This window comes from Bradyrhizobium sp. 17, from assembly GCF_023073515.1.
Classification (GTDB): Bacteria; Pseudomonadota; Alphaproteobacteria; order Rhizobiales; family Xanthobacteraceae; genus Bradyrhizobium; species Bradyrhizobium canariense_D.
This window is the reverse complement of record NZ_JADPJQ010000120.1, coordinates 23697-43399: the sequence shown is the minus strand read 5'-3', so window position 1 is coordinate 43399 and position 19703 is coordinate 23697. Positions and strand designations below refer to the sequence as shown.

Sequence of the window (19703 nt, the reverse complement as noted above, 5' to 3'; positions counted from 1 at the left end):
AGGAGTCAACAAGGGGCTAGGTGCCTCTTGGGTCAGTCAGGCGGGCAAAAGGCGCCCTCCAAATGCGGTGTCGTCCCGGCGGAGGCCGGGAGCCATAACCACAGGGAGAAGTTTGGCCAAGTCGTTCGGTACTCCGACTATTCGCGATCGACAGATCACGCGGTATGGGTCCCAGCCTTCGCCGGGACGACGGCGAAGGGCACTGAAGCCTTCACATCACCTGATGCACGTCGATCACGACTCGATCCGCATGACGCGCTGCTGACCCGACAAAAATGTGCTCCATCAGCCAGCGGTACTTCTCGTGCCCGGTCTCGAACCTCGGCACGGTGCGGAAATAGATCAGTTTGGGATCCACCGGTTCGCCGCGCTTGAGCTTTTGCAACAGCTCGACCGGGCCGAAGCGCATGCCCTTGTTCTCGACATAGACGGTGGCACCGTCGTCGGTTTCGAACGCGTACTTCGCTTCGAGATCAATCAGCTCATTCGGGCGGATGGTCTGGAAGTCCGCGCCGAACGGCAGCACCTTGCCGGTGATCGCACCCGTCACCTCGCCGCCGACGATCGGGATGATGCGGCGAATGCCGATACCGGTCTCGCCGGCGGTGACGACGTCGCCGATGCGTGCGGTGACGGTAAAGACGTATTTGGTCTCGAGGGTAGGGGCCGTCATCGGTCACCTTTCTGTATTGAACTAGCGCCGCTGTCCTTCCTTCTCCCTTGTGGGAGAAGGTGGCGCGAAGCGCCGGATGAGGGGTATGCCTCTCCAAACTCAGATCAGCGCTTGAGGAAATATACCCCTCACCCGTCTCGCCGCTTTGCGGCGAGCCACCCTCTCCCACAAGGGGAGAGGGAAAAGACAGCTCGCCGCTTTACCACCTCCTCAATGCGCCATCATCCGCGTCGGCAGCCATGTCGCCAGCAGCGGGAAGGCGATCAGGATCACCAGGCGCACCAGGTCTGTCGCCACGAACGGAATCACGCCCTTGAAGATGGTGGAGAAGGAAACGTCCTTCACCACGCTCTTGATGACAAAGACGTTCATGCCCACCGGCGGATGGATCAGGCCGAGCTCGACCGTCATGACGATGATGACGCCGAACCAGATCGGGTCGAAACCGAGATGCATGATCACGGGGAAGATGATCGGCACGGTGAGGATGATCATCGCCATGGCGTCCATCAGGCAGCCGAGCACGAGATACATCACCATGATCAACGCCAGCACGCCGTAGGGGCCGAGACCGAGGCCGGTGAGGAATTCCGTCACCTTTTGCGGGGTCTGCGTCACCGTGAGGAAATAGCCGAAGATCAAGGCGCCGATCAGCACGGTGAACACGGCGGCGGCCGTGCGCGTCGCCTGGAGCAGCGACGCCAGAATCTTCTCGCGGTCGAGCCGGCCGGTCGCCACGCCGATGATGAAGGCGCCGGCGGCGCCGACGCCGCCCGCTTCGGTCGGCGTGAAGCGCGGCAAATAGGGCAGGCCGTAAAGGCCGCCGATGACGAACACGAACAGCAGCACCGGCGCCCAGATGTCCTTCAGGCCGGCGAAGCGCTCGCGCCACGGCAGCTCCTTGCCCTTGGGCAGGAAGTCGGGCCGGAAATAACCGATCAGGAAGATCGTGATCATGTACATGGTCATCGCGAGGATGCCCGGGATGATGCCGGCGATGAACAGCTTGCCGATGTCCTGCTCGGTGATGATGCCGTAGACGGCGAGCACGGTGGAGGGCGGCAGCATCGCACCCAGCGTGCCGCCGGCCGCGATCACGCCGGTGGCAAACGACTGCGGATAGCCGAAGCGGCGCATCTCGGGGTAAGCGACCGCGGAGAAGGTCGCGGCGGTCGCGACCGAGGAGCCGCAGATCGCGGCAAAGCCGCCGCAGGCGCCGACGGTGGCGATGCCGAGTCCGCCGCGCAAATGGCCGACAAAGCCGTTGGCGGCGCGGAACAGCTCGCGACTCATGCCGGAATTGCTGACGAACGAGCCCATCAGCAGAAACATCGGAATGACGCCGAAGGTGTAGTCGGTCACCGTGCGCATCGAGGTCTGGCCGACCAGCTTCAGCGCCGGCGTGGCGCCGACGAGATAGGAAAAGCCGGAGACGCCGACGAGGCCCATGGCCATGCCGACCGGCACGCGCAGCAGCATCAGGGCGAACAGGGAAACGAAGCCGATTACGGCGACGGCATCGGTGCTCATGATTACTCCGTCGCCTTCAGCTTGGGGTCGTGCATCTCTTCGGGATGGAAGATCAACCGGTAGGTGCGGATCGCGATCAGCAGCACGGCCGAGACGTCGCCGATCCAGGCGATCGCGAAGAACGGCCAGGTCGGCATGTGCATGTCGAAGGTCTGGACGTTGTCGTTGTAGGTGCCGCGCACCTTGTCGAACAGCGTCCAGGTCTGCACCGTCACGACGAACAGCAGCACCAGGGTCGCGAACACGTCGATCCAGCGCTGGTAGCGCGGCCCGACATTGCCCCAGACGAGGTCGACGGTGATGTGGGTGCCGCGATAGGAGGTCGCGGCGATGCCCCAGAAGATCAGGATGCCGAGCAGCATGCGGCCGATGTCGAAACTATCGGGGATCGAATAGTTCAGCGTGTTGCGAAGCAACACCGACAGGAAGATGTCGAGCGCGACGATGCCGACGAAAGCCGCTGCAATCCATTCGATCGAATCGATAATACGATCCATCCAGCTGCGCTTCATGGGAGCTTCCTAAGAGATGCCATCCTCGGGCGGGAGAGGGAGAGGACGCGCGATGCGCTCCTCGCGTCTCGACCCGCGTGCAGAACAACGGCGGCGAGATGCATCCCGCCGCCGCATGTGTTTCGACGAAGAACTACTCCGCCAGCGCGTTGTACTTCTTCAGCGAGGCCTTCAGCTCGCTAAGCGCCGCGTCCGGATCCACGCCGGTCTTCTTCGCGCCGTCACTCCAGGTCTTCACCAGCGGCTCGGCGGCCTTCTTCCAGGCCGCGGTCTGCTCGGGCGTCAGCTTGTAGACCTCGTGACCGGACTCCGCCTTGACCTTGTCGATGCCGGCATCCTCGAACTTGCCCCAGTGCTCGCCGACCACGCCTGCCATTTCGACCGTGCAATTCTTGTCGATCGCGGCCTTCTGCTTGTCGGACATCGCATTGTACTTGTCCTTGTTCATGACGAACACGAAGGTCGTGGTGTAGAGCGGCGCCTCCATGTCGTATTTGGTCACCTTGTCGATGCCGAACAGCACCAGCGAGCCCCAGGGGAAGGTGACGCCATCGGCGACGCCGCGCTCGATGATGTCGCGCACTTCGGGCGCGGAGGATTGCACATTGGTGCCGCCGAGCGAGGTGACGAAGTTCGCCATGGTGGCGTGGGCGGGGCGGATCTTCAGGCCCTTCACGTCCTCCGGCATCACGATCTTCTTGGTGCGGGAATGGAAGGAGGAGGGCGAGTGGACGAAGGCGAGGCAGTATTTGACGTCCTTCATCTCCTTCTCGGCGTATTTGCGGTACCAGGCGTCGAGCCCCATCGAGCCGCCCTTGGCATCCGAGATCAGGAATGGCAATTCGCCAGCGCCGATGATCGGGAAACGGCCGGGCTGGTAGCCGGGATTGACATAGGTGACGTCGGCGATGCCGTCGCGCGCCATGTCGTAATGGTCGAACGCCTTGCCCATCTGCTGGGCCGGAAACACCTTGCCCTTGATGGTGCCGCCGGAATCCTTCTCGACCGCAGCAGCCCAGTCCTCCAGCGATTTCTGTAGTGGATGCGAGGCCGGCACCCAGTGCGAGATCTTCAAATCGAAGGTCTTGTCCTGCGCGAACGCAGGGCTCACGCTTGCTGCCAGCAGCAACGCCAGACAGGCTTTCCTCATCACGCGTCTCTCCCTCTTTTGACGGCGGGCTTCGATGGCCCGGTCTCGTTAATTAACATGTTATCTAGTTGGCCGGCGCGTTCAAGCCGGAACTGGCGCGACGTGCCGCCGCGCACTCCCTTTTGCCCAACCGTTATATGATATAATTATCGTGCGCGGACGGCAGCGACAAGCGAGCCACGCCGAAAGCCTACAGGATCGGGAGGAGCAAGTATTGCGGACAAAAGTCGCAATCATCGGGGCGGGGCCGGCAGGATTGTTGCTTGGGCAACTGCTGCATCATTATGGCATCGACAATGTCATTCTGGAGCGGCAGAGCCCGGACTATGTGCTCGGCCGCATCCGTGCCGGACTGCTGGAGGAGGGAACAGTTGCGCTGCTCGACCAGATCGGCGCCGGCGCACGGGCGCATGCCGAAGGGCTGGTGCATGAAGGGATCGAACTCACCTTCTCGGGGCGCCGCCACCGCATCGACATGAAGGCTGCGACCGGCAAGACGGTCATGATCTACGGCCAGACCGAGGTCACGCTCGATCTGATGAATGCGCGCACGGCCGCCGGCCTCACCTCGGTCTACGAGGCCAAGGACGTGCAGCCGCAGGATTTCGACGGCGGTCACCCGCGCGTAACCTACGTGAAAGATGGCGTCACCCACACCATCGATTGCGATTTCATCGCCGGTTGCGACGGGTTTCACGGCGTCAGCCGCGCCAGCGTTCCGGCTTCGGCCATCGAGGAGTTCGAGCGCATCTATCCGTTCGGCTGGCTGGGCATCCTCTCCGAGACGCCGCCGGTCAGCCACGAGCTGATCTATTCCAACCACGCCCGTGGCTTTGCGCTCTGCACCATGCGTTCGACCAGGCGCAGCCGTTACTATGTGCAGTGCGCGCTCGACGACCACGTCGACCAATGGCCGGACGACCGTTTCTGGGACGAGCTCAAGCGCCGGCTCGACCAGGACGCCGCCGACAGCTTGGTCACGGGCCCCTCGATTGAGAAGAGCATTGCGCCGCTGCGCAGCTTCGTCGCCGAGCCGATGCGCTTCGGCAGGATGTTCCTGTGCGGTGACGCCGCCCATATCGTGCCGCCGACCGGCGCCAAGGGGCTGAACCTGGCCGCGAGCGACGCGCATTATCTGTCGAGTGCGTTTCGCGAGTTCTACGACGAAAAATCCAGCGCCGGCATTGATGCCTATTCGGCGAAGGCGCTGGCGCGGGTCTGGAAGGCCGTGCGCTTCTCCTGGTGGATGACCTCGATGCTGCACAAATTCCCCGACACCGGCACCATCGGCGCGCGCATCCAGCTCGCCGAGCTCGACTATGTCACGCAGTCGCAGGCCGCGATGACCTCGCTGTCGGAGAATTACGTGGGGCTGCCGTTTTAGGGCGCGCCGTCATGCCTCGCGAAAGCGGGGCATCCAGTACGCCGCGGCCTCTCCGTATCACGTCACCGTCTCTGGAATACTGGATCACCCGCTTTCGCGGGTGATGACAGGGATAGCGGGGCGACGGCGCCACTCCTTTCAAACACCCGCGCAAATTCCGTTTAAAACTTTGTAGGTGGTGCATCTGTCCCGTCTGCCGCGTTCAATGGCGGGAGCCACCAACGCGAGACGGACATGACCAGCACCGACATTCCCGCCGGCTTCGAGCCGCACTTTCGCAAAGCCCCGCTCACCGATCCTTGGGAGCCGCTTTACTCCAGGAAGACCGACAACGGCGTCACCGTGGGATTGCGGCTGGCGAAACCGCACACCAACGCGCGCGGGCTGATCCATGGCGGCCTGATCGCGGCGCTGGCCGATGCCGCCATGGGCTACAGCTGCGCGCAGGCGACGGGCTGGACGACCTCGTTGGTCACGATCTCGCTGTCGGTCGACTATGTCGGCGCCGGCGAGATCGGCCAATGGCTCGCGGTCGAGGGTGAGGCGATCAAGACCGGCAGCACGATCTGTTTCGCGCAGTGCCTCGCGAAGGCCGACGGCGCCGTGATCGCCCGCGCCAGCGGCACCTTTCGCGTAGTGCCGAAGAAGGGGTGAGGGCGTCACCCGAATTTCCACTCCGCGGTCTCCACCACGAGATCGACGAAGGCACGCACCTTGGCGGAGAGCAGGCGCGAGGTCGGGTAGACGATGTGGATCGGCAACGCCGGCTGCTCGTATTTCGCCAACACGATTCTGAGCCGCCCGCGCCGCAGGCCCTCGGCAGCCTGATAGGCCAGCACCCGGGTCACGCCGCCGCCCGCCTCGGCATATTGCAGGGCGGCGTCGGCGCTGTTGCTGGCGAAGCGTGGATTCGGCGCCACCTCGATGTCGCGGCCGTCCTGCACGAAGCGCCAGTTCGCGGATGGACCGAAGGCGATGGTCTGGTGCCCGAGCAATGCCTCCGGCGTCTTCGGCTCGCCATGGCGCTTGAGATAGCCAGGTGTCGCCACCACGATCCGCCGCATCTCGCCGACCTGGCGCGCGACGAGGGAGGAGTCGGCGAGATGGCCGATCCGCACCGCGACGTCGACGGCATCTTCCACGAGATTGACCAGGTTGTCCGACAGCCGCAATTCGCAGGCGACCTCGGGATAGCGCTTGAGGTAGGCGATCATGACAGGCCCGACATGGAGCCGGCCAAAGCCGACCGGCGCCGACACCACCAGCCGCCCGCTCGGTCGGTTGCGCTCCTCCCGTGCCGAGCCGTCGGCCTCCTCGACATCGGCGAGGATGCGACGCGCGCGCTCGAGATAGCGCGTGCCGACGTCGGTCAGGGTCACTTGACGGGTGGTCCGCTGCAACAGCCGCGCGCCAAGATGCTCCTCCAGCGCCGCGATCAGCCGCGTCACCGCGGAGGGGGACAGCCGCAGTTTTCGTGCCGCCGGCGCGAAGCCGCGCAGGTCGGCGACGGTGACGAAAACATGCATGGCTTCGAGGCGATCCATGGCATTATTGCATATAACGCAACGATGAAGTGTCAAGCGGGATGATTGTTTTAGCCGGCGGGAGGTCCATTTTGGATGGCGAAGACGCAGGGATGCGCCGGGATTTCAGGAGATGTTCCGATGACGGCAACTCACACCTACGCCAGCGACGTGGCGTTCACGCCGGCGGTGAAGTCGATCCAGACCCGAAAGGGATCACGCGAAGGCTATGCCCATGCCGAGCAGCGCGGCTGGCGCACCGAGGTCGATGAGAACCTCGCGGCGTTCCTGGCCGACGCCAACAGCTTTTATCTCGCCACGGCATCGGCCGACGGCCAGCCCTACATCCAGCATCGTGGCGGCCCGAAGGGCTTCTTGAAGGTGCTGGACAAGCAGACGCTGGCTTTCACGGACTACGCCGGCAATCGGCAATACATCACGCAGGGAAACCTGTCTGAAAATCCCAAGGCCTACATCTTCGTGATGGACTACGCCCATCGCCGCCGGGTGAAGATCTGGGGCGAAGCGCGGGTGGTCGAGGACGACGAGGCGCTGACGACATCGCTGATGCCGAAAGGCTATCGCGCCCGGCCCGAGCAGGTGATCCTGTTCAAGATCGAAGCGTGGGACACGAACTGCCCGCAGCACATCCCGCAGAAGTTCGACGCTGGAGATGTGGCGGCGGCGCTGGCGGCAAGGGATGCGAAGATCGCGGAGCTGGAAGCAGAGCTCGCGGCGCTGAAGGGTGACAAGGGGGCAAGCTAGGCCACGATCTTCGTCTCTCCCTGAATCCTCCGATGTCATGCCCCGCGAAGGCGGGGCATCCAGTACGCCGCGGCGCCTCGGTTCAAGCACAGGTCTCTGGAATACTGGATCGTCCGCCCCTGTGCGCAATTGCGCACTAGGCGGACGATGACAGATGAGTTTGAGGAAGCGCGTCTCGAAGTTACAACACACTCGCCCCTTCGTGCTGGAAGCCGAGATAGCTCGCCGCCACGCGCTCATTCGCCGCGATGTCGCTGGCCTTGCCGCTGAGCACGAACTCGCCGAGCTCCATGACATAGGCCTGATCCGCGATCTTCAATGCCGCCTGCGCGTTCTGCTCGACCAGCAGCACGGAGACGCCGGCGGCGCGCAGTTCGGTGACGATGCGGAAAATGTCGGCGACGATGATCGGGGCGAGGCCGAGGCTCGGCTCGTCCAGCATCAGGAGCTTGGGCTCGCCCATCAGTGCGCGGCCCATTGCGAGCATCTGCTGCTCGCCGCCGGAGAGCGTGCCGGCGAGCTGCTTGCGCCGCTCCTTGAGCCGCGGAAACAGCGTGTAGACCCGCTCCATCGAGGCTTTCGCCTTGCTTCTCTCGATGCGGAAGGCCCCTAACTCGAGATTGTCCTCGACATTCATGGTCACGAACAATTCGCGGTGCTCGGGAACGAGGCCAAGCCCCATGGCGACGCGGTCCTCGATGTCGAGCCGCGACAGGTCCTGACCTGCGAATGAAACGCGCCCTTTCAGCGGCAAAATGCCGATGATGGCGGAGAGCAGCGTGGTCTTGCCGGCACCGTTGGCGCCGACGATGGTGACGATCTGGTTCTGGCCGACTTCGAGCGAGACCGAGCGCACGGCCTCGACCTTGCCATAGGCGACATGGGCGTTGGCGACGGACAACAGCGCGCTCATGCCGCCACTCCGAGATAGGCCTTGATCACTTCGGGATTGGTCTTGATCGTGGCCGGCGTTCCTTCCGCGATCTTGGTGCCGAAATCGAGCACCACGATGCGGTCGGCGAGGTTCATGACGAAGCCCATGTCGTGCTCGACCAGCAGGACGCTCATGCCGCCGTCGCGCAGCTCGCGCAGCAGCGTCGCGAGCCGCTCCTTCTCCATGTGGCGCAGGCCGGCGGCCGGCTCGTCGAGCAGCAGCAGCATCGGATCGACGCACAACGCACGGGCGATCTCGACGATCCGTTGCTGTCCCAGTGAGAGCGAGCCTGCGAGCTGATGCATCTGCTCGCCAAGTCCGACCCGCTCGATCTGGCGGGTGGCTTCGGCGAGCAGCTTTGCCTCATCAGTGCGGTCGAGCCGCAGCATCGAGGAGATCGGCCCCGAATGGCCGCGCAGATGGGCACCGATCGCGACGTTTTCCAGCACGGTCATATCAGGCACCAGCTTGACGTGCTGGAAGGTGCGGGAGATGCCGAGCTTGACGATCTCCTGCGGCGGCGCCCTGTCGACCTTGTTGCCGAGCACGGAGATCGAGCCCGAGCTGGCCGACAGCACGCCGGTGATCAGGTTGAAGGTGGTGCTCTTGCCGGCGCCGTTGGGGCCGATCAGCGCGACGATCTCGCGAGCCTGGACGTCGAAGGAGACGTTGTTCACCGCGACCAAGCCGCCAAATTGTTTCCGCGCCTTCTCGACCTGGAGCAGGACGCTGGATTGGCCGGGCGAGCGGGTGCGCTGCTCCAGTTTCAGCGAAGTGTCTGGCTTCTTGCCACTGGTACGCTGGGGCAGGAACGACATCAGCCAGGGCCAGACGCCGCCGGGTGCGAGCTGGAGCAACGCCACCAGCATGATGCCGAACACGATGGTCTCGACCTGGCCCGAGCCGGGCAGGATCAACGGCAGGTAGCTCTGCAGCACTTCCTTCAGGACCACGACCAGCGCCGCGCCCAGGACGCCGCCCCAGACATAGCCGGCGCCGCCGACCACGGCGATGAAGAGATACTCGATGCCCGCCTGCGCGCCGAACGGCGTCGGGTTCACCGCGCGCTGAAGATGGGCGTAGAGCCAGCCGGAGAGGCCGGCGAGCACGGCGGCATGGATGAACACCAGCATTTTCGCCCGCGGGGTGTGCACGCCGAACGCCTCGGCCGCGACATGGCCGCGCCGGAGCGCGCGGATGGCGCGGCCGGTGCGGGAGTCCAGCAGGTTCATCGTGAGCAACGCCGAGAGGATCACGGCAACCCAGATCGCGTAGTAGATCGAGCCGGGCGAGAGCATTTTGAACGAGCCGATCGACAGCGGCGGGATCGCCGAGATGCCGTCGTTTCTTCCCAAAAATTCCAGCTTGCTGAAGAGATAGAACAAGCCGAGTCCCCAGGCGAGCGTGCCGAGCGGCAGATAATGGCCGGAGAGACGGACGGTGACGAGGCCGAGCAGCACCGCCAGCAATCCGCTGACCAGCAGCGACAGTGGTAGCGTCAGCCAGGGCGACATGCCGTAGGTTGTCGACAGCACCGCGGTGGTGTAGGCGCCGAAGCCGACGAAGGCCGCTTGTCCAAACGAGGTCAGGCCGCCGACGCCGGTCAGCAGCACGAGGCCCATCGCGACCAGGGCCGCGAGGCCGATATTGTCGAGCAGCACGATCCAGAATGGGGGCATGCCCGGAACAAACGGGATCGCCGCCATGATCAGCGCGAAGATGAGGATGGGGAGCCGGCTCTGCATCTTGGCGTCAGTCCTTCTCTTCCTCGACCGCAGGCGCCGCGAGCGAGCGCAGCAGCAGCACGGGAATCAAGAGCATGAAAACGATCACCTCCTTGTAGTTGGAGGCATAGAAGGACGAGAACGCCTCGACGATGCCGACGACTAGCGCCGCGACGGCGGTGAGGGGGTAGCTGACAAGCCCGCCGATGATCGCGGCGACAAAGCCCTTCAGGCCGATCAGGAAGCCCGAGTCGTAATACAGCGTCGTGATAGGCACGATCATGATGCCCGACAGTGCGCCGATGACGGACGCCAGCAGGAAGGCGATCTGACCGGATAGCGTGGTGCGGATGCCGACGAGCCGGGCACCGAGCCGGTTCACAGCGGTCGCGCGCAGCGCCTTGCCGTAAAGTGTCAACCCAAAGAACAGCCACAGCCCGACGATGAAGGCGATGGTAATGCCATAGACCGTGATGCTCTGGCCGGTGAAGCGCAGCGCACCGCTGGTGAAGGAGCCGGACAGCACGGCAGGTCCGCGCTGGCCTTCGGCGCCGAAGAACAAAAGGCCCAAACCCTGAAGCGCGAGGTGAACGCCCACCGAGGCGATCAACAGCACCAGCACGGAGGTGTGCGCCAGCGGCTGGAATGCGATGCGGTAGAGAAACAGGCCGATCATCGCCACGATCACCAGCGACAGTGCGATGCAGACCGCAACCGGCGGCTTCTGAGCGGCGTAGTAGACGGTCAGCGCCAGCACGATGGCCGGCAGCACGATATTGGTGATGACGCTGCGCAGGATCAGGCGTCCGTGCAGCGCCTTGCGCGCGGCGAACAGGTCGAACGCGAAGGCGCCAATGCCCAGGGCGAGCGCGAGTTTCGCCGTACCCGGCATCTGGCCCGCGGCCAGCGAGGCATAGGTCAGCGCGCCATAGGTGACGAATTCGCCTTGGGGAATGAGGATGACGCGGGTGACGGCGAACACCAGCACCAGCGCCAGGCCGAGCAGCGCATAGATCGCGCCATTGGTGATGCCGTCCTGCAGCAGGAACAGCATGATGGTGGTATTCAAGACCGGACGCTCCCCCTCAAAGATTCAGGACCGGTCCCCTGATTGTGGTGGACGGTCCGCTCACAGCCATTGAACAGCGCTGACGATATTTGATATGGTCCATAACAATTATCAAATATAACATCAAGGGTGGCGAACGATCCTCCCGAACTTAACGGGATTGCGAGCATGAGGCGATGACCGTTTCCAAAACCGCTGAAAAGTCCTCTGAAAAACCCGCCGAGACCGCCAAGGGCCGCAAGGACGCGGCCGACGGGCCTGGTGAAGCCCTCCAGCTCGGCGAGCTCTCGGAGCAGCTCGGCTATGTCCTGAAGCGGGCACAGCTCAAGGTGTTCGAGAACTTCCTGCGCTGCATGGCCTCGCTCCAGCTCACGCCGGCGCAGTTCTCCGTGCTGCTGCTGGTCGAGAAAAACCCCGGCCGTAACCAGACCGAGATCGCCTCCACCCTCGGCATCCTGCGCCCGAATTTCGTGGCGATGCTCGACAATCTCGAGAGCCGCGACCTTTGCGCGCGGATCCGCTCCACCAACGACCGCCGCTCGCACATCTTGGTGCTGACCGACAAGGGCAAGGCCGTGCTGGCCCGCGCCAAGAAGCTCGTCGCCACCAAGCACGAGGCCCGGCTGAACGAGCTGCTCGGGCCGTCCAACCGCGAAGCCCTGCTCGGGATGCTCTCGAAGATCGCCAACGAGTTTTGACGGTTGATTGCCCGGCGACCGGGCATCAAACCCGGAAGCGCGGGCGGGCTGGCGGCGGTTATGCCGCAGAGCGAACCGGTCGGGCATGGCAGGTGTTTTCGCGGACAGGAAATGGCGCTCGATTTCCTCGGCGGGCAACGGAGGGCTGAACAAATAGCCCTGCATTTCCGTGCAGCCCTCCGCTGCGATCCGGTCCCGTTGCTCCTCGCTCTCCACCCCCTCCGCCGTCGTCGTCATGCCCATCCCGCGCGCCAGTGCCGCCACCGCCCGCACGATGCTGAGGGATGCCGCATTGTTTTCCACGCCGCTGACGAAAGACCGGTCGATCTTGATCTTGTCGAAGGGGAAGCATTGCAGATAGGTCAGTGACGAATAGCCGGTGCCGAAATCGTCCATGGCGACCTTGATGCCCAGCGCCCGGAGCTGGTGCAGCGTCGTCAGCGTTCCGTTCCTGTCCTGCAGAAACACGCTTTCCGTGATCTCGATCTCCAGCCGCCGCGGATCGAGGCCGGAGGCCGCCAGCGCGCCGACGATCACCTCCGTCAGGCCCGGCTGGCGGAATTGCACCGCCGAGATGTTGACGGCGACGTGCAGATGGTCCGGCCATCGGCTTGCAGTGCCACAGGCCTGCCGGATCACCCATTCGCCGATCGGCACGATCAGGCCGATCTCTTCCGCAAGCGGGATAAAGCTGTTGGGCGCGACCAGTCCGCGCCGGGGATGTCGCCAGCGGATCAAGGCTTCGAAGCCGCTGATCTCGCCGCCGTCGGTCTTCACGACCGGCTGGTAGTGCAGTTCGAACTGGCCGGCGGCAAGGCCGTTGCGCAGGTCCTGCTCCAGCCCGCGACGGCTTTGCGCTTCTTCGCCCATGGCCGGTTCGAAGAAGCAGTGCATGCCGCGGCCGTCGCTTTTCGCGCGATACAGGGCCAGATCGGCATTGTGCAGGAGTTGCTCGGGCGTCGAGCCGTCGCCAGGCGCAATCGCGATCCCGATGCTCGCGCCCGCAATGGTCTGGTGTCCGTCGAGCCCGAACGGAGCACTCAGCGTCCTGACAACGTCGCGCGCCAGCAGGTCCGCCTCGCTCGAATCGGAAATCGGCGTCTGGAGGATCACGAATTCATCGCCACCCATGCGCGCGACCGTATCGCTGTCGCGCGCGAGCTGCTTGAGGCGGCGGCTGACATCCTGCAGCAGGATGTCGCCGGCCTGGTGGCCCAGGGTGTCGTTGACGGCCTTGAACTTGTCGAGATCGACGTGGTGGATCGCGAACATCCCGCCCTGTTCGAGCGCCTGCTTGAGGCGCTGACCGAGCAGGGCGCGATTGGCGAGGTCCGTCAGCGCGTCGTAGTGCGCCATATGCGCGATCTGCAATTCCGCCTTGCGCTGCTCGGTGATGTCTTCGTGGGTCGCGACCCACCTGAGATCGGGCATCGGTCGGTGCCTGATCTGAAGGTTCGCCCGTTCTGCATCTCGACGATGCTGTCCATGGCCTCGGCTGACATGGCGACATCGGTCCGCCATTTGGCGTATTCCTCCCGCGTCATCGCCGGCACGCTGCCGACCTCGTAGCGTAGGTCGAGGATCTCCTGGAGCGGCGTGCCCGGACGAACGCGGTCGGGCGGCAGGCCGTACATCTCGATAAAGTGCGTGTTGCAGACCACCAGCCGATGGTCGGCGCTGAAGAAGCAGAGTCCGTGCGACATGTTGTTGATCGCGATGTCGAACTGAAAATTGCGCTCCTGCAACCGCCGACTGAGCTCTTCGCGCTCTGTAATGTCCTCGTGCGTCGCCATGCCGCCGCCGTCGGGCAGGGGATGAATGGTGTAGGCGATGATTCGTCCGTCGGCGAATTGCTGGACCGTCTGCTCACTGACGACCGAACCCTCGGTGCGGGCACGGACATAGGCGCCGGCTTCTCCGCCGATGCTCAGGCCCAGTTTGAGCCGATGCTCGATCAGGTCCTTGATCGGCGTGCCCGGGTGCACCTGGTCGGGCGAGAGCGCGTACATCTCGCGGTAGATCAGCCCGACAATTCGCCCAATTTCGGGACATGTTCCTGAAACTGCGGCGAACGCGAGGTTAAGGGCGGCGATGCCCGCCCCCTGGAAAAGAGGACACCGACGAGAATTCAGAGATCGTTAACCATGTCGTCCGCCGAACCGCGCGGGGCGCCGGCGGGATGGCGATGCCACCGTGTCAGTCGACCAGGATTACCCTGATGTCGTTCACATTGGTCAGCGTGGGCCCCGGCAGCAACAGGTCGCCCGTCGCCTCGAAGAACGTGGTCGCGTCGTTGTTGTCGAGATAGGCCTGCGGCTGCAGCCGCTGCGCCGCCATCTTCGCGAACGTCGCCGCGTCGATCAGCGCGCCGGCGGGATCAGTGGGATTGCCGGCACCGCCATCGGCGCCGTCGGTGTCGCCGGCGAGCGCGGAGATGTCAGGCGTGTCCTTCAAGAGGCCGGCGAGCGCCAGCGCGTATTCCTGGTTCGGGCCGCCGCGGCCATTGCCGCGCACGGTGACCGTGAGCTCGCCGCCGGAGAGGATCGCGACACGCTTGCCCTGCGCGCGGGCCTGAAGCGCCAGCCTGGCGTGATCGGCGGCAACGTCGCGGGCCTCCCCTTCGAGGTCGGCGCCGAGATCGATCGTCTCGTAACCGGCCTCATGCGCGAGTTTGACCGCAGCGTCGAGCGATTGCTTCGGACGTGCGATCAATTCGAAATGCGCGCGCGCGAAGGCGGCATCACCGGGCTTGCAGCTCTCGTTGGCGGGGTCGTCCAGCGCGCGGCGGACGGCATCGTCGATGTCGAGCTTGTACCTGGCGACGATGGCGCGCGCATCATTGAGCGTGGTCGGATCGGGCACGGTCGGACCGGAGGCGATTGCGGAGGGATCGTCATGCGGCACGTCGGAAATCGCAAGCGTCACGATCTCGGCGGCATTTTTGCCGGCGCGCGCCAGCCGCCCGCCCTTGATCCGCGACAGATGCTTGCGCACGACATTCATCTCGCCGATCGGCGCGCCGGAGCGGAGCAGCGCCTTGTTGACCGCCTGCTTCTGCCCGAAGCTGATGCCGTTGACGGGCGCGATCCAGTTCGCCGAGCCGCCGCCGGTGAGCAGCACCAAGAGCAGATCGTCCGGCCCGGCCTCGGCCGCGAGCGCCAGCGTGTCGGCCGCGCCCTTCAGGCCGGCTTCGTCGGGCACGGGATGACCGGCCTCGACCACGCGGATGCGGCGCGTCGGCACGCCGTAGCCGTGACGCGTGGTGGCGATGCCGACGAGGCGTTCCGGTGCGAGCCCGAGCGTGTCGAGATAATGCCGCTCGGCGGCGGCGGCCATCGCGGCCGCGCCCTTGCCGGCGGCGAGACAGATCACGCGTCCCTTTGGCGCGGGCCGCAGGTGCGGCGCCAGAATTGTGCTCGGATGAGCGGCGGCAACGGCGGCGTCGTAGAGCGCGCGGAGCAGGGGGCGTCGGTCGGTCATGACGAAGGGCCTTGAGCGGACAGGAAAGACTGGCGGCGAACGCGCCGCTCACCTGCCTACCGCATCATGCGCCAAAGCGTAAGCCGGCTTTGCCATCATTCGATTGTGCAATCGCGTGATCATAATCGCCGCGCAAGCAAAAACCCCCTGCGATGGTTCGCAGGGGGTTTCCGTCGTCGCGTCCTTGATGGGGCTAACCGCCGACGTCGGCGCTGATCACGTCTCCGAACAGCTCAAACTTCTCGCCTTTGAACTTCTCGAGTTGAAGCTGGCTGATCGGCGCGAAATCGGTCGGCGAGGTGTTGATCTTCACGCCCGGCAGCAGGGCCTCGGTGCGGAAGTCCTTCAGATTCGCCGCTTGCTTCATGACGTTCTCGCGCGTGAGATCGTCACCGCACTGCTTCAAGACCTGAACCAGGGTCTGGGCCACGGCATAGCCGACGATCGTGCCCTTATCGAGCTTGTCGCCCTCGGGGAAGTATTTGGTCATGAAGGCGAGAAAGTCCTTCATGCCGGCATCATTGGCCCACTGCGGATCCGATACGTCCTTCAGATAATCGGCCGAGATGATGTCCTGGCCGTTCTCGAAGCCGGCAGGCTTCATCACGCTGCCGACGGAGGCAGAGACGTTGTTGAGGAAGTGCAGCGGCTTCCAGCCGATCTCGGCGTTCTTCTTGATCGCCTGGGCTGCGAATTTCGGCGTCGTGATGTTCATGAAGACGTCGGCGCCGGTCGACTTCAGCTTGACGATGTGGTTGTCGATGGTCGGTTCGGAGGTCTCGTAGCTCTCCTCCACGACGATCATCGACGCGGCTTTGGCGCCGAGGCCGTCCTTCAGGCCCTTGAGATAATCCTTGCCGTAATCATCGTTCTGGAACAGCACGGCGATCTTGGCGTCGGGCTTGTTCTTCAGCAGCCACTTCGCGTAGATCTGCGTCTCGCTCTGGTAGTTGGGCTGCCACCCCATGGTCCAGGGGAAGTTCTGCGGATCGTTCCACTTGGTGGCGCCGGTGGCGACGAAGAGCTGCGGCACCTTCTTCGAGTTCATGTATTTGTGGATCGCCGAGTTCGGCGGCGTGCCGAGCGAGTTGAAGATGAACAGCACCTCGTCGCTCTCGACCAGCTTGCGCGCCTGCTCCACCGTTTTCGGCGGCGAGTAGGCGTCGTCGTAGCTGATGAAGTTGATCTTGCGACCGTTGATGCCGCCTTCGTCGTTGATCTTCTTGAAATAGGCGGCTTCGGTCCGTCCGATGATGCCGTAGGCGGAGGCCGGTCCGCTGTAAGGCATGATGTTGCCGACCTTGATCTCGGTATCGGTCGCGCCGGTGTCGTATTTCTTCTGGGCCGATGCAGTGGAGGCCGAGGCCGCAATGAGCGCGAGCGCCAGTGACGCGGCCGCAAGTTTGCCGGTGACAGCGGGCATTCCTATCTCCCTATTTTCTTGGTGTGTGTGCGTCCCTTTTCTTGTGTTGCCTGTTTTTGGTGACGCAGCCGCAATTCAATACGATTTACCTGATGCCTACAACAGAAAGCCCCTGCGGCGGGGTCGCGGGGGCTGCTTCTTTAGTAGTCAGGGGCGGCCGCGCGCTCGTGTGCGACTGCGAGAAGAGGCATCCGCTTGAGTTGATGAACCGATCAGGAGCGAGTTTGAGTTGCGCGGCTTCAGTGGTCGAGCTCGCTCGAGATCACGTCCCCGAACAGCTCCCACTTCTTGCCCTTGAAGCGCATCATCTGGAGCTGCTCGATCGGGGCGAAATCGTCGGCTGCGGTGTTGATCTTGATGCCTGGCAACAGCGTGTCGGGCTGGAAATCCTTCAAGGAGGCGGCCTGCTTCATGACGTTGTCGCGGGTGAGGTCGTCACCGCACATTTGCAGCACCTTCACCATGGTCTGCGCGGCGGCATAGCCGAACACCACGCCGGCATCGAGCTTGTTGGCCTTGGGATCGTATTTGGCGAGGAAGTTGTAGAATTTCTTCATGCCGTCATCGGCATTCCATTGCGGGTCGGAGGCGTCCTTGGTGTAGCTCGCCGACAGGATCCCTTGCGAGATCTCGAGCCCCGCCGGCTCGAGTACGCCGCCGACCGAGGCCGAGACGTTGGAGATGATGTGGACCGGATGCCAGCCGATCTCGGCCGCCTTCTTGATCGCCTGCGCTGCAAATTTCGGGGTGGTGATGCTGACGAAAATGTCGGCGCCGGAGGCCTTCAATTTCACAACGTGCTCGTCGATTGCCGGCTCCGACGTGTCGTAACCGTCTTCCAGCACGATCATCGAGGCCTTGGGTCCAAGGCCATCCTTCAGCCCTTTCAGGTAGTCCTTGCCGAAATCGTCGTTCTGATAGAGCACGCCGATCTTGCCGTCCGGCTTCTCCTTCATGATGTATTTGGCGTAGATGCGCGCCTCGCTGGCGTAGCTCGGCTGCCAGCCCATGGTCCAGGGATATTGCTTCGGATCGTTCCACTTCGAAGCGCCGCTCGCCACGAACAATTGCGGCACCTTCTTCTCGTTCATGTATTTGCGGATGGCGCCGTTGGTGGAGGTGCCGAGCGAGCCGAAGATCAGCAGCACCCCGTCGCTCTCGACCAGCTTGCGGGCCTGCTCCACCGTCTTCGGCGGCGAATAGCCGTCGTCGTAGGAGATGAACTTGATCTTGCGGCCGCCGATGCCGCCCTCGGCATTGATCTTGTTGAAATAGGCTTCCTCGGCCTTGCCGATCGCCGCATAGGCGGAGGCCGGGCCGCTATAGGGCATGATGTTGCCGATTTTGATCTCGGTATCGGAAGCGCCGCTGTCGTATTTCTTCTGCGCCAGGACCGGGCCGCTCATCGCAGTGCACAACGCGAATGCGGCCAGAACGCCCGCAACCTGAAATCGAACGGCAGTCATCTTTCTCCACCCGGAACGGATCGCCGCCGCATTGAACAAGATTGATGCGGGACGTCAACAAAAAGCCCCCGCGATTCGTTCGCGGGGGCTTCTCGATGTGTCGGACTATAGCGTCAGAGCGTCACTCCGTGGCGATGTCGCCGCTGATGATCTCGCCGAAGAGTTCCCACTTCTCGCCCTTGAAACGCTGCATCTGGAGCTGGGCGATCGGGGCGAAGTCGGTTGGGCTGGTGTTGATCTTGACGCCGGGCAGCAGGGTATCCGGTGCGAAATCCTTCAACGAGGCCGCCTGCTTCATGATGTTGGCCCGGGTCAGATCGTCGCCGCACATCTCCAGGACCTTGGCCAGCGTCGACGCCGCGCCGTAGCCGTAGACCATGCTGGTGTCGGACTTGTCGGCACCCGGCATGTACTTGTCGACGAACTCGTTCCACTTCTTCATGCCGGGGTCGTTGGCCCACTGCGGGTCCGTGGAGTCCTTGGCATAGGCCGCCGACAGCACGCCCTGCGAGGCCTCGAAGCCGGCCGGCTTCATCACGCTGCCGACCGAGATCGACACGTTGGTGAGGATCTGCAGCGGCTTCCAGCTCAGCTCGGCGGTCTTCTTGATGGTCTGGGCCGCGAACTTCGGCGTCGCGTAGATCAGCAGGACGTCGGGATTGGCCGCCTTGATCTTGACGATGTGACCGTCGATCGAGGGTTCGGACACCTCGTAGCTTTCTTCCATGATGATCATGGACGCGCCCTTGGCGCCCAGGCCGTCCTTGGTGCCCTTGAGGTAGTCTTTGCCGAAATCGTCGTTCTGATAGAGGATCGCGATCTTGACGTCCGGCTTTTCCTTCAACAGCCATTTCGCGTAGATCTGCGCTTCGCTCTGGTAGGACGGCTGCCAGCCCATGGTCCAGGGGAAGTTCTTCGGGTCATTCCACTTGGTGGCGCCGGTGGCGACGAACAGCTGCGGGATCTTCTTGGCGTTGAGGTATTTCTGGATCGCGCTGTTCGAGGGCGTGCCGAGCGGGTTGAACACGACGATCACCTCGTCGCTCTCGACCAGCTTGCGGACCTGCTCGACGGCCTTCGGCGGCGAATAGCCGTCGTCATAGGTGACGAAGTTGATCTTGCGGCCGTTGATGCCGCCCTTGTCGTTGATCATCTTGAAGTAGGCTTCTTCGGTCTTGCCGATGATGCCATAGGCCGAGGCCGGACCGCTATACGGCATGATGTTGCCGATCTTGATCTCGGTATCGGACGCGCCGGTGTCATATTTTTTCTGGGCGAATGCGGCGCCGGAGGTGAGAGTGATGACCGCCGTTGCCGTCACCAGCGCAGCGGTTCGCAGTGTTCTTTCAAAAAACAATTCGGGTCTCCTTAG

17 protein-coding genes and 1 pseudogene are annotated in these 19703 nt (G+C 63.6%); 4 read left to right on the top strand and 14 right to left on the bottom strand.

The window, feature by feature from the left end; translation table 11 throughout:
• Positions 1–211: 211 nt before the first annotated feature.
• The 4 genes from IVB13_RS29325 to IVB13_RS29310 form a co-directional block, all read right to left on the bottom strand.
• Complete coding sequence (locus tag IVB13_RS29325; RefSeq protein ID WP_018458467.1) at positions 212–673, bottom strand: DUF3237 domain-containing protein; 462 nt, start codon at positions 671–673, stop codon at positions 212–214.
• A gap of 210 nt (positions 674–883) precedes the next feature.
• A complete protein-coding gene (locus IVB13_RS29320; RefSeq protein ID WP_018458468.1) occupies positions 884–2203 on the bottom strand; it encodes a TRAP transporter permease in 1320 nt (439 codons plus the stop codon).
• A 2-nt stretch (positions 2204–2205) separates the two neighbouring features.
• Positions 2206–2715: a TRAP transporter small permease gene (locus IVB13_RS29315; protein WP_018458469.1), complete on the bottom strand. Its 510-nt coding sequence runs from the start codon at positions 2713–2715 to the stop codon at positions 2206–2208.
• Between the two features lie 133 nt (positions 2716–2848).
• Positions 2849–3865 (bottom strand): TRAP transporter substrate-binding protein, encoded by a 1017-nt coding sequence (locus IVB13_RS29310; RefSeq protein ID WP_018458470.1) that lies wholly within the window; start codon positions 3863–3865, stop codon positions 2849–2851.
• Positions 3866–4079: 214 nt separating this feature from the next.
• Here IVB13_RS29310 and pobA point away from each other — a divergent pair, with 214 nt between their 5' ends.
• Both pobA and IVB13_RS29300 read left to right on the top strand, forming a co-directional pair.
• Entirely contained in the window at positions 4080–5249 is a 1170-nt protein-coding gene (pobA, locus tag IVB13_RS29305; RefSeq protein ID WP_026233588.1) for a 4-hydroxybenzoate 3-monooxygenase, read from the top strand.
• 234 nt (positions 5250–5483) lie between these two features.
• Positions 5484–5903, top strand: coding sequence for a PaaI family thioesterase (locus IVB13_RS29300; RefSeq protein ID WP_018458472.1), 420 nt, complete (start codon positions 5484–5486; stop codon positions 5901–5903).
• A gap of 5 nt (positions 5904–5908) precedes the next feature.
• Here IVB13_RS29300 and IVB13_RS29295 read toward each other — a convergent pair whose 3' ends face one another.
• Positions 5909–6793, bottom strand: coding sequence for a LysR family transcriptional regulator (locus IVB13_RS29295; protein ID WP_018458473.1), 885 nt, complete (start codon positions 6791–6793; stop codon positions 5909–5911).
• Between the two features lie 120 nt (positions 6794–6913).
• Here IVB13_RS29295 and IVB13_RS29290 point away from each other — a divergent pair, with 120 nt between their 5' ends.
• Positions 6914–7537, top strand: a complete 624-nt coding sequence (locus IVB13_RS29290; RefSeq protein WP_018458474.1) for a pyridoxamine 5'-phosphate oxidase family protein — start codon at positions 6914–6916, stop codon at positions 7535–7537.
• Between the two features lie 181 nt (positions 7538–7718).
• Here the strand turns inward: IVB13_RS29290 and IVB13_RS29285 are convergent, their stop codons facing one another.
• Genes IVB13_RS29285 through IVB13_RS29275 form a run of 3 tightly spaced genes read right to left on the bottom strand, consistent with a single transcriptional unit; the run spans position 7719 to position 11264 of the window.
• Positions 7719–8450: an ABC transporter ATP-binding protein gene (locus IVB13_RS29285; protein WP_018458475.1), complete on the bottom strand. Its 732-nt coding sequence runs from the start codon at positions 8448–8450 to the stop codon at positions 7719–7721.
• Positions 8447–10216 carry a branched-chain amino acid ABC transporter ATP-binding protein/permease gene (locus tag IVB13_RS29280; protein ID WP_247491033.1) on the bottom strand — a complete coding sequence of 590 codons (1770 nt, stop codon included), beginning with the start codon at positions 10214–10216 and terminating at the stop codon, positions 8447–8449. Before IVB13_RS29280 ends, IVB13_RS29285 begins: the two co-directional genes overlap by 4 nt.
• Before the next feature lie 7 nt (positions 10217–10223).
• Positions 10224–11264 (bottom strand): branched-chain amino acid ABC transporter permease, encoded by a 1041-nt coding sequence (locus tag IVB13_RS29275; RefSeq protein ID WP_026233590.1) that lies wholly within the window; start codon positions 11262–11264, stop codon positions 10224–10226.
• A gap of 176 nt (positions 11265–11440) precedes the next feature.
• On the opposite strand from IVB13_RS29275, the gene IVB13_RS29270 reads away from it, so the two are divergent.
• On the top strand, positions 11441–11962 hold the full coding sequence (locus IVB13_RS29270) for a MarR family transcriptional regulator (protein ID WP_007605305.1): 522 nt from the start codon (positions 11441–11443) through the stop codon (positions 11960–11962).
• 198 nt (positions 11963–12160) lie between these two features.
• On the opposite strand, the pseudogene IVB13_RS29265 reads toward IVB13_RS29270, so the two are convergent.
• The 6 genes and pseudogenes from IVB13_RS29265 to IVB13_RS29240 form a co-directional block, all read right to left on the bottom strand.
• Positions 12161–13318: pseudogene (locus IVB13_RS29265) on the bottom strand (EAL domain-containing protein); the annotation flags it as partial.
• The gene (locus tag IVB13_RS29260; RefSeq protein WP_026233591.1) at positions 13297–13971 is read right to left on the bottom strand and encodes a PAS-domain containing protein; all 675 of its coding nucleotides are present in this window, start codon (positions 13969–13971) and stop codon (positions 13297–13299) included. The pseudogene IVB13_RS29265 and the gene IVB13_RS29260, both read right to left, overlap by 22 nt.
• A gap of 187 nt (positions 13972–14158) precedes the next feature.
• Complete coding sequence (locus IVB13_RS29255; RefSeq protein WP_018458478.1) at positions 14159–15442, bottom strand: glycerate kinase; 1284 nt, start codon at positions 15440–15442, stop codon at positions 14159–14161.
• Between the two features lie 193 nt (positions 15443–15635).
• Positions 15636–16865 carry an ABC transporter substrate-binding protein gene (locus IVB13_RS29250; protein WP_018458479.1) on the bottom strand — a complete coding sequence of 410 codons (1230 nt, stop codon included), beginning with the start codon at positions 16863–16865 and terminating at the stop codon, positions 15636–15638.
• Between the two features lie 239 nt (positions 16866–17104).
• Complete coding sequence (locus IVB13_RS29245) at positions 17105–18331, bottom strand: ABC transporter substrate-binding protein (RefSeq protein ID WP_018458480.1); 1227 nt, start codon at positions 18329–18331, stop codon at positions 17105–17107.
• 121 nt (positions 18332–18452) lie between these two features.
• The gene (locus IVB13_RS29240; protein WP_247491031.1) at positions 18453–19688 is read right to left on the bottom strand and encodes an ABC transporter substrate-binding protein; all 1236 of its coding nucleotides are present in this window, start codon (positions 19686–19688) and stop codon (positions 18453–18455) included.
• Positions 19689–19703: the final 15 nt, after the last annotated feature.

Excerpts from the sequence above, each read along its gene's own strand:
- IVB13_RS29285 (WP_018458475.1), bottom strand. The coding sequence starts at position 8,450 with ATGAGCGCGCTGTTGTCCGTCGCCAACGCCCATGTCGCCTATGGCAAG.
- IVB13_RS29320 (WP_018458468.1), bottom strand. The coding sequence starts at position 2,203 with ATGAGCACCGATGCCGTCGCCGTAATCGGCTTCGTTTCCCTGTTCGCC.
- IVB13_RS29260 (WP_026233591.1), bottom strand. The coding sequence starts at position 13,971 with ATGTACGCGCTCTCGCCCGACCAGGTGCACCCGGGCACGCCGATCAAG.
- IVB13_RS29295 (WP_018458473.1), bottom strand. The coding sequence starts at position 6,793 with ATGGATCGCCTCGAAGCCATGCATGTTTTCGTCACCGTCGCCGACCTG.
- IVB13_RS29245 (WP_018458480.1), bottom strand. The coding sequence starts at position 18,331 with ATGACTGCCGTTCGATTTCAGGTTGCGGGCGTTCTGGCCGCATTCGCG.
- IVB13_RS29310 (WP_018458470.1), bottom strand. The coding sequence starts at position 3,865 with ATGAGGAAAGCCTGTCTGGCGTTGCTGCTGGCAGCAAGCGTGAGCCCT.
- IVB13_RS29280 (WP_247491033.1), bottom strand. The coding sequence starts at position 10,216 with ATGCAGAGCCGGCTCCCCATCCTCATCTTCGCGCTGATCATGGCGGCG.
- IVB13_RS29290 (WP_018458474.1), top strand. The coding sequence starts at position 6,914 with ATGACGGCAACTCACACCTACGCCAGCGACGTGGCGTTCACGCCGGCG.
- IVB13_RS29315 (WP_018458469.1), bottom strand. The coding sequence starts at position 2,715 with ATGAAGCGCAGCTGGATGGATCGTATTATCGATTCGATCGAATGGATT.
- IVB13_RS29255 (WP_018458478.1), bottom strand. The coding sequence starts at position 15,442 with ATGACCGACCGACGCCCCCTGCTCCGCGCGCTCTACGACGCCGCCGTT.
- IVB13_RS29300 (WP_018458472.1), top strand. The coding sequence starts at position 5,484 with ATGACCAGCACCGACATTCCCGCCGGCTTCGAGCCGCACTTTCGCAAA.
- IVB13_RS29250 (WP_018458479.1), bottom strand. The coding sequence starts at position 16,865 with ATGCCCGCTGTCACCGGCAAACTTGCGGCCGCGTCACTGGCGCTCGCG.
- IVB13_RS29270 (WP_007605305.1), top strand. The coding sequence starts at position 11,441 with ATGACCGTTTCCAAAACCGCTGAAAAGTCCTCTGAAAAACCCGCCGAG.
- IVB13_RS29325 (WP_018458467.1), bottom strand. The coding sequence starts at position 673 with ATGACGGCCCCTACCCTCGAGACCAAATACGTCTTTACCGTCACCGCA.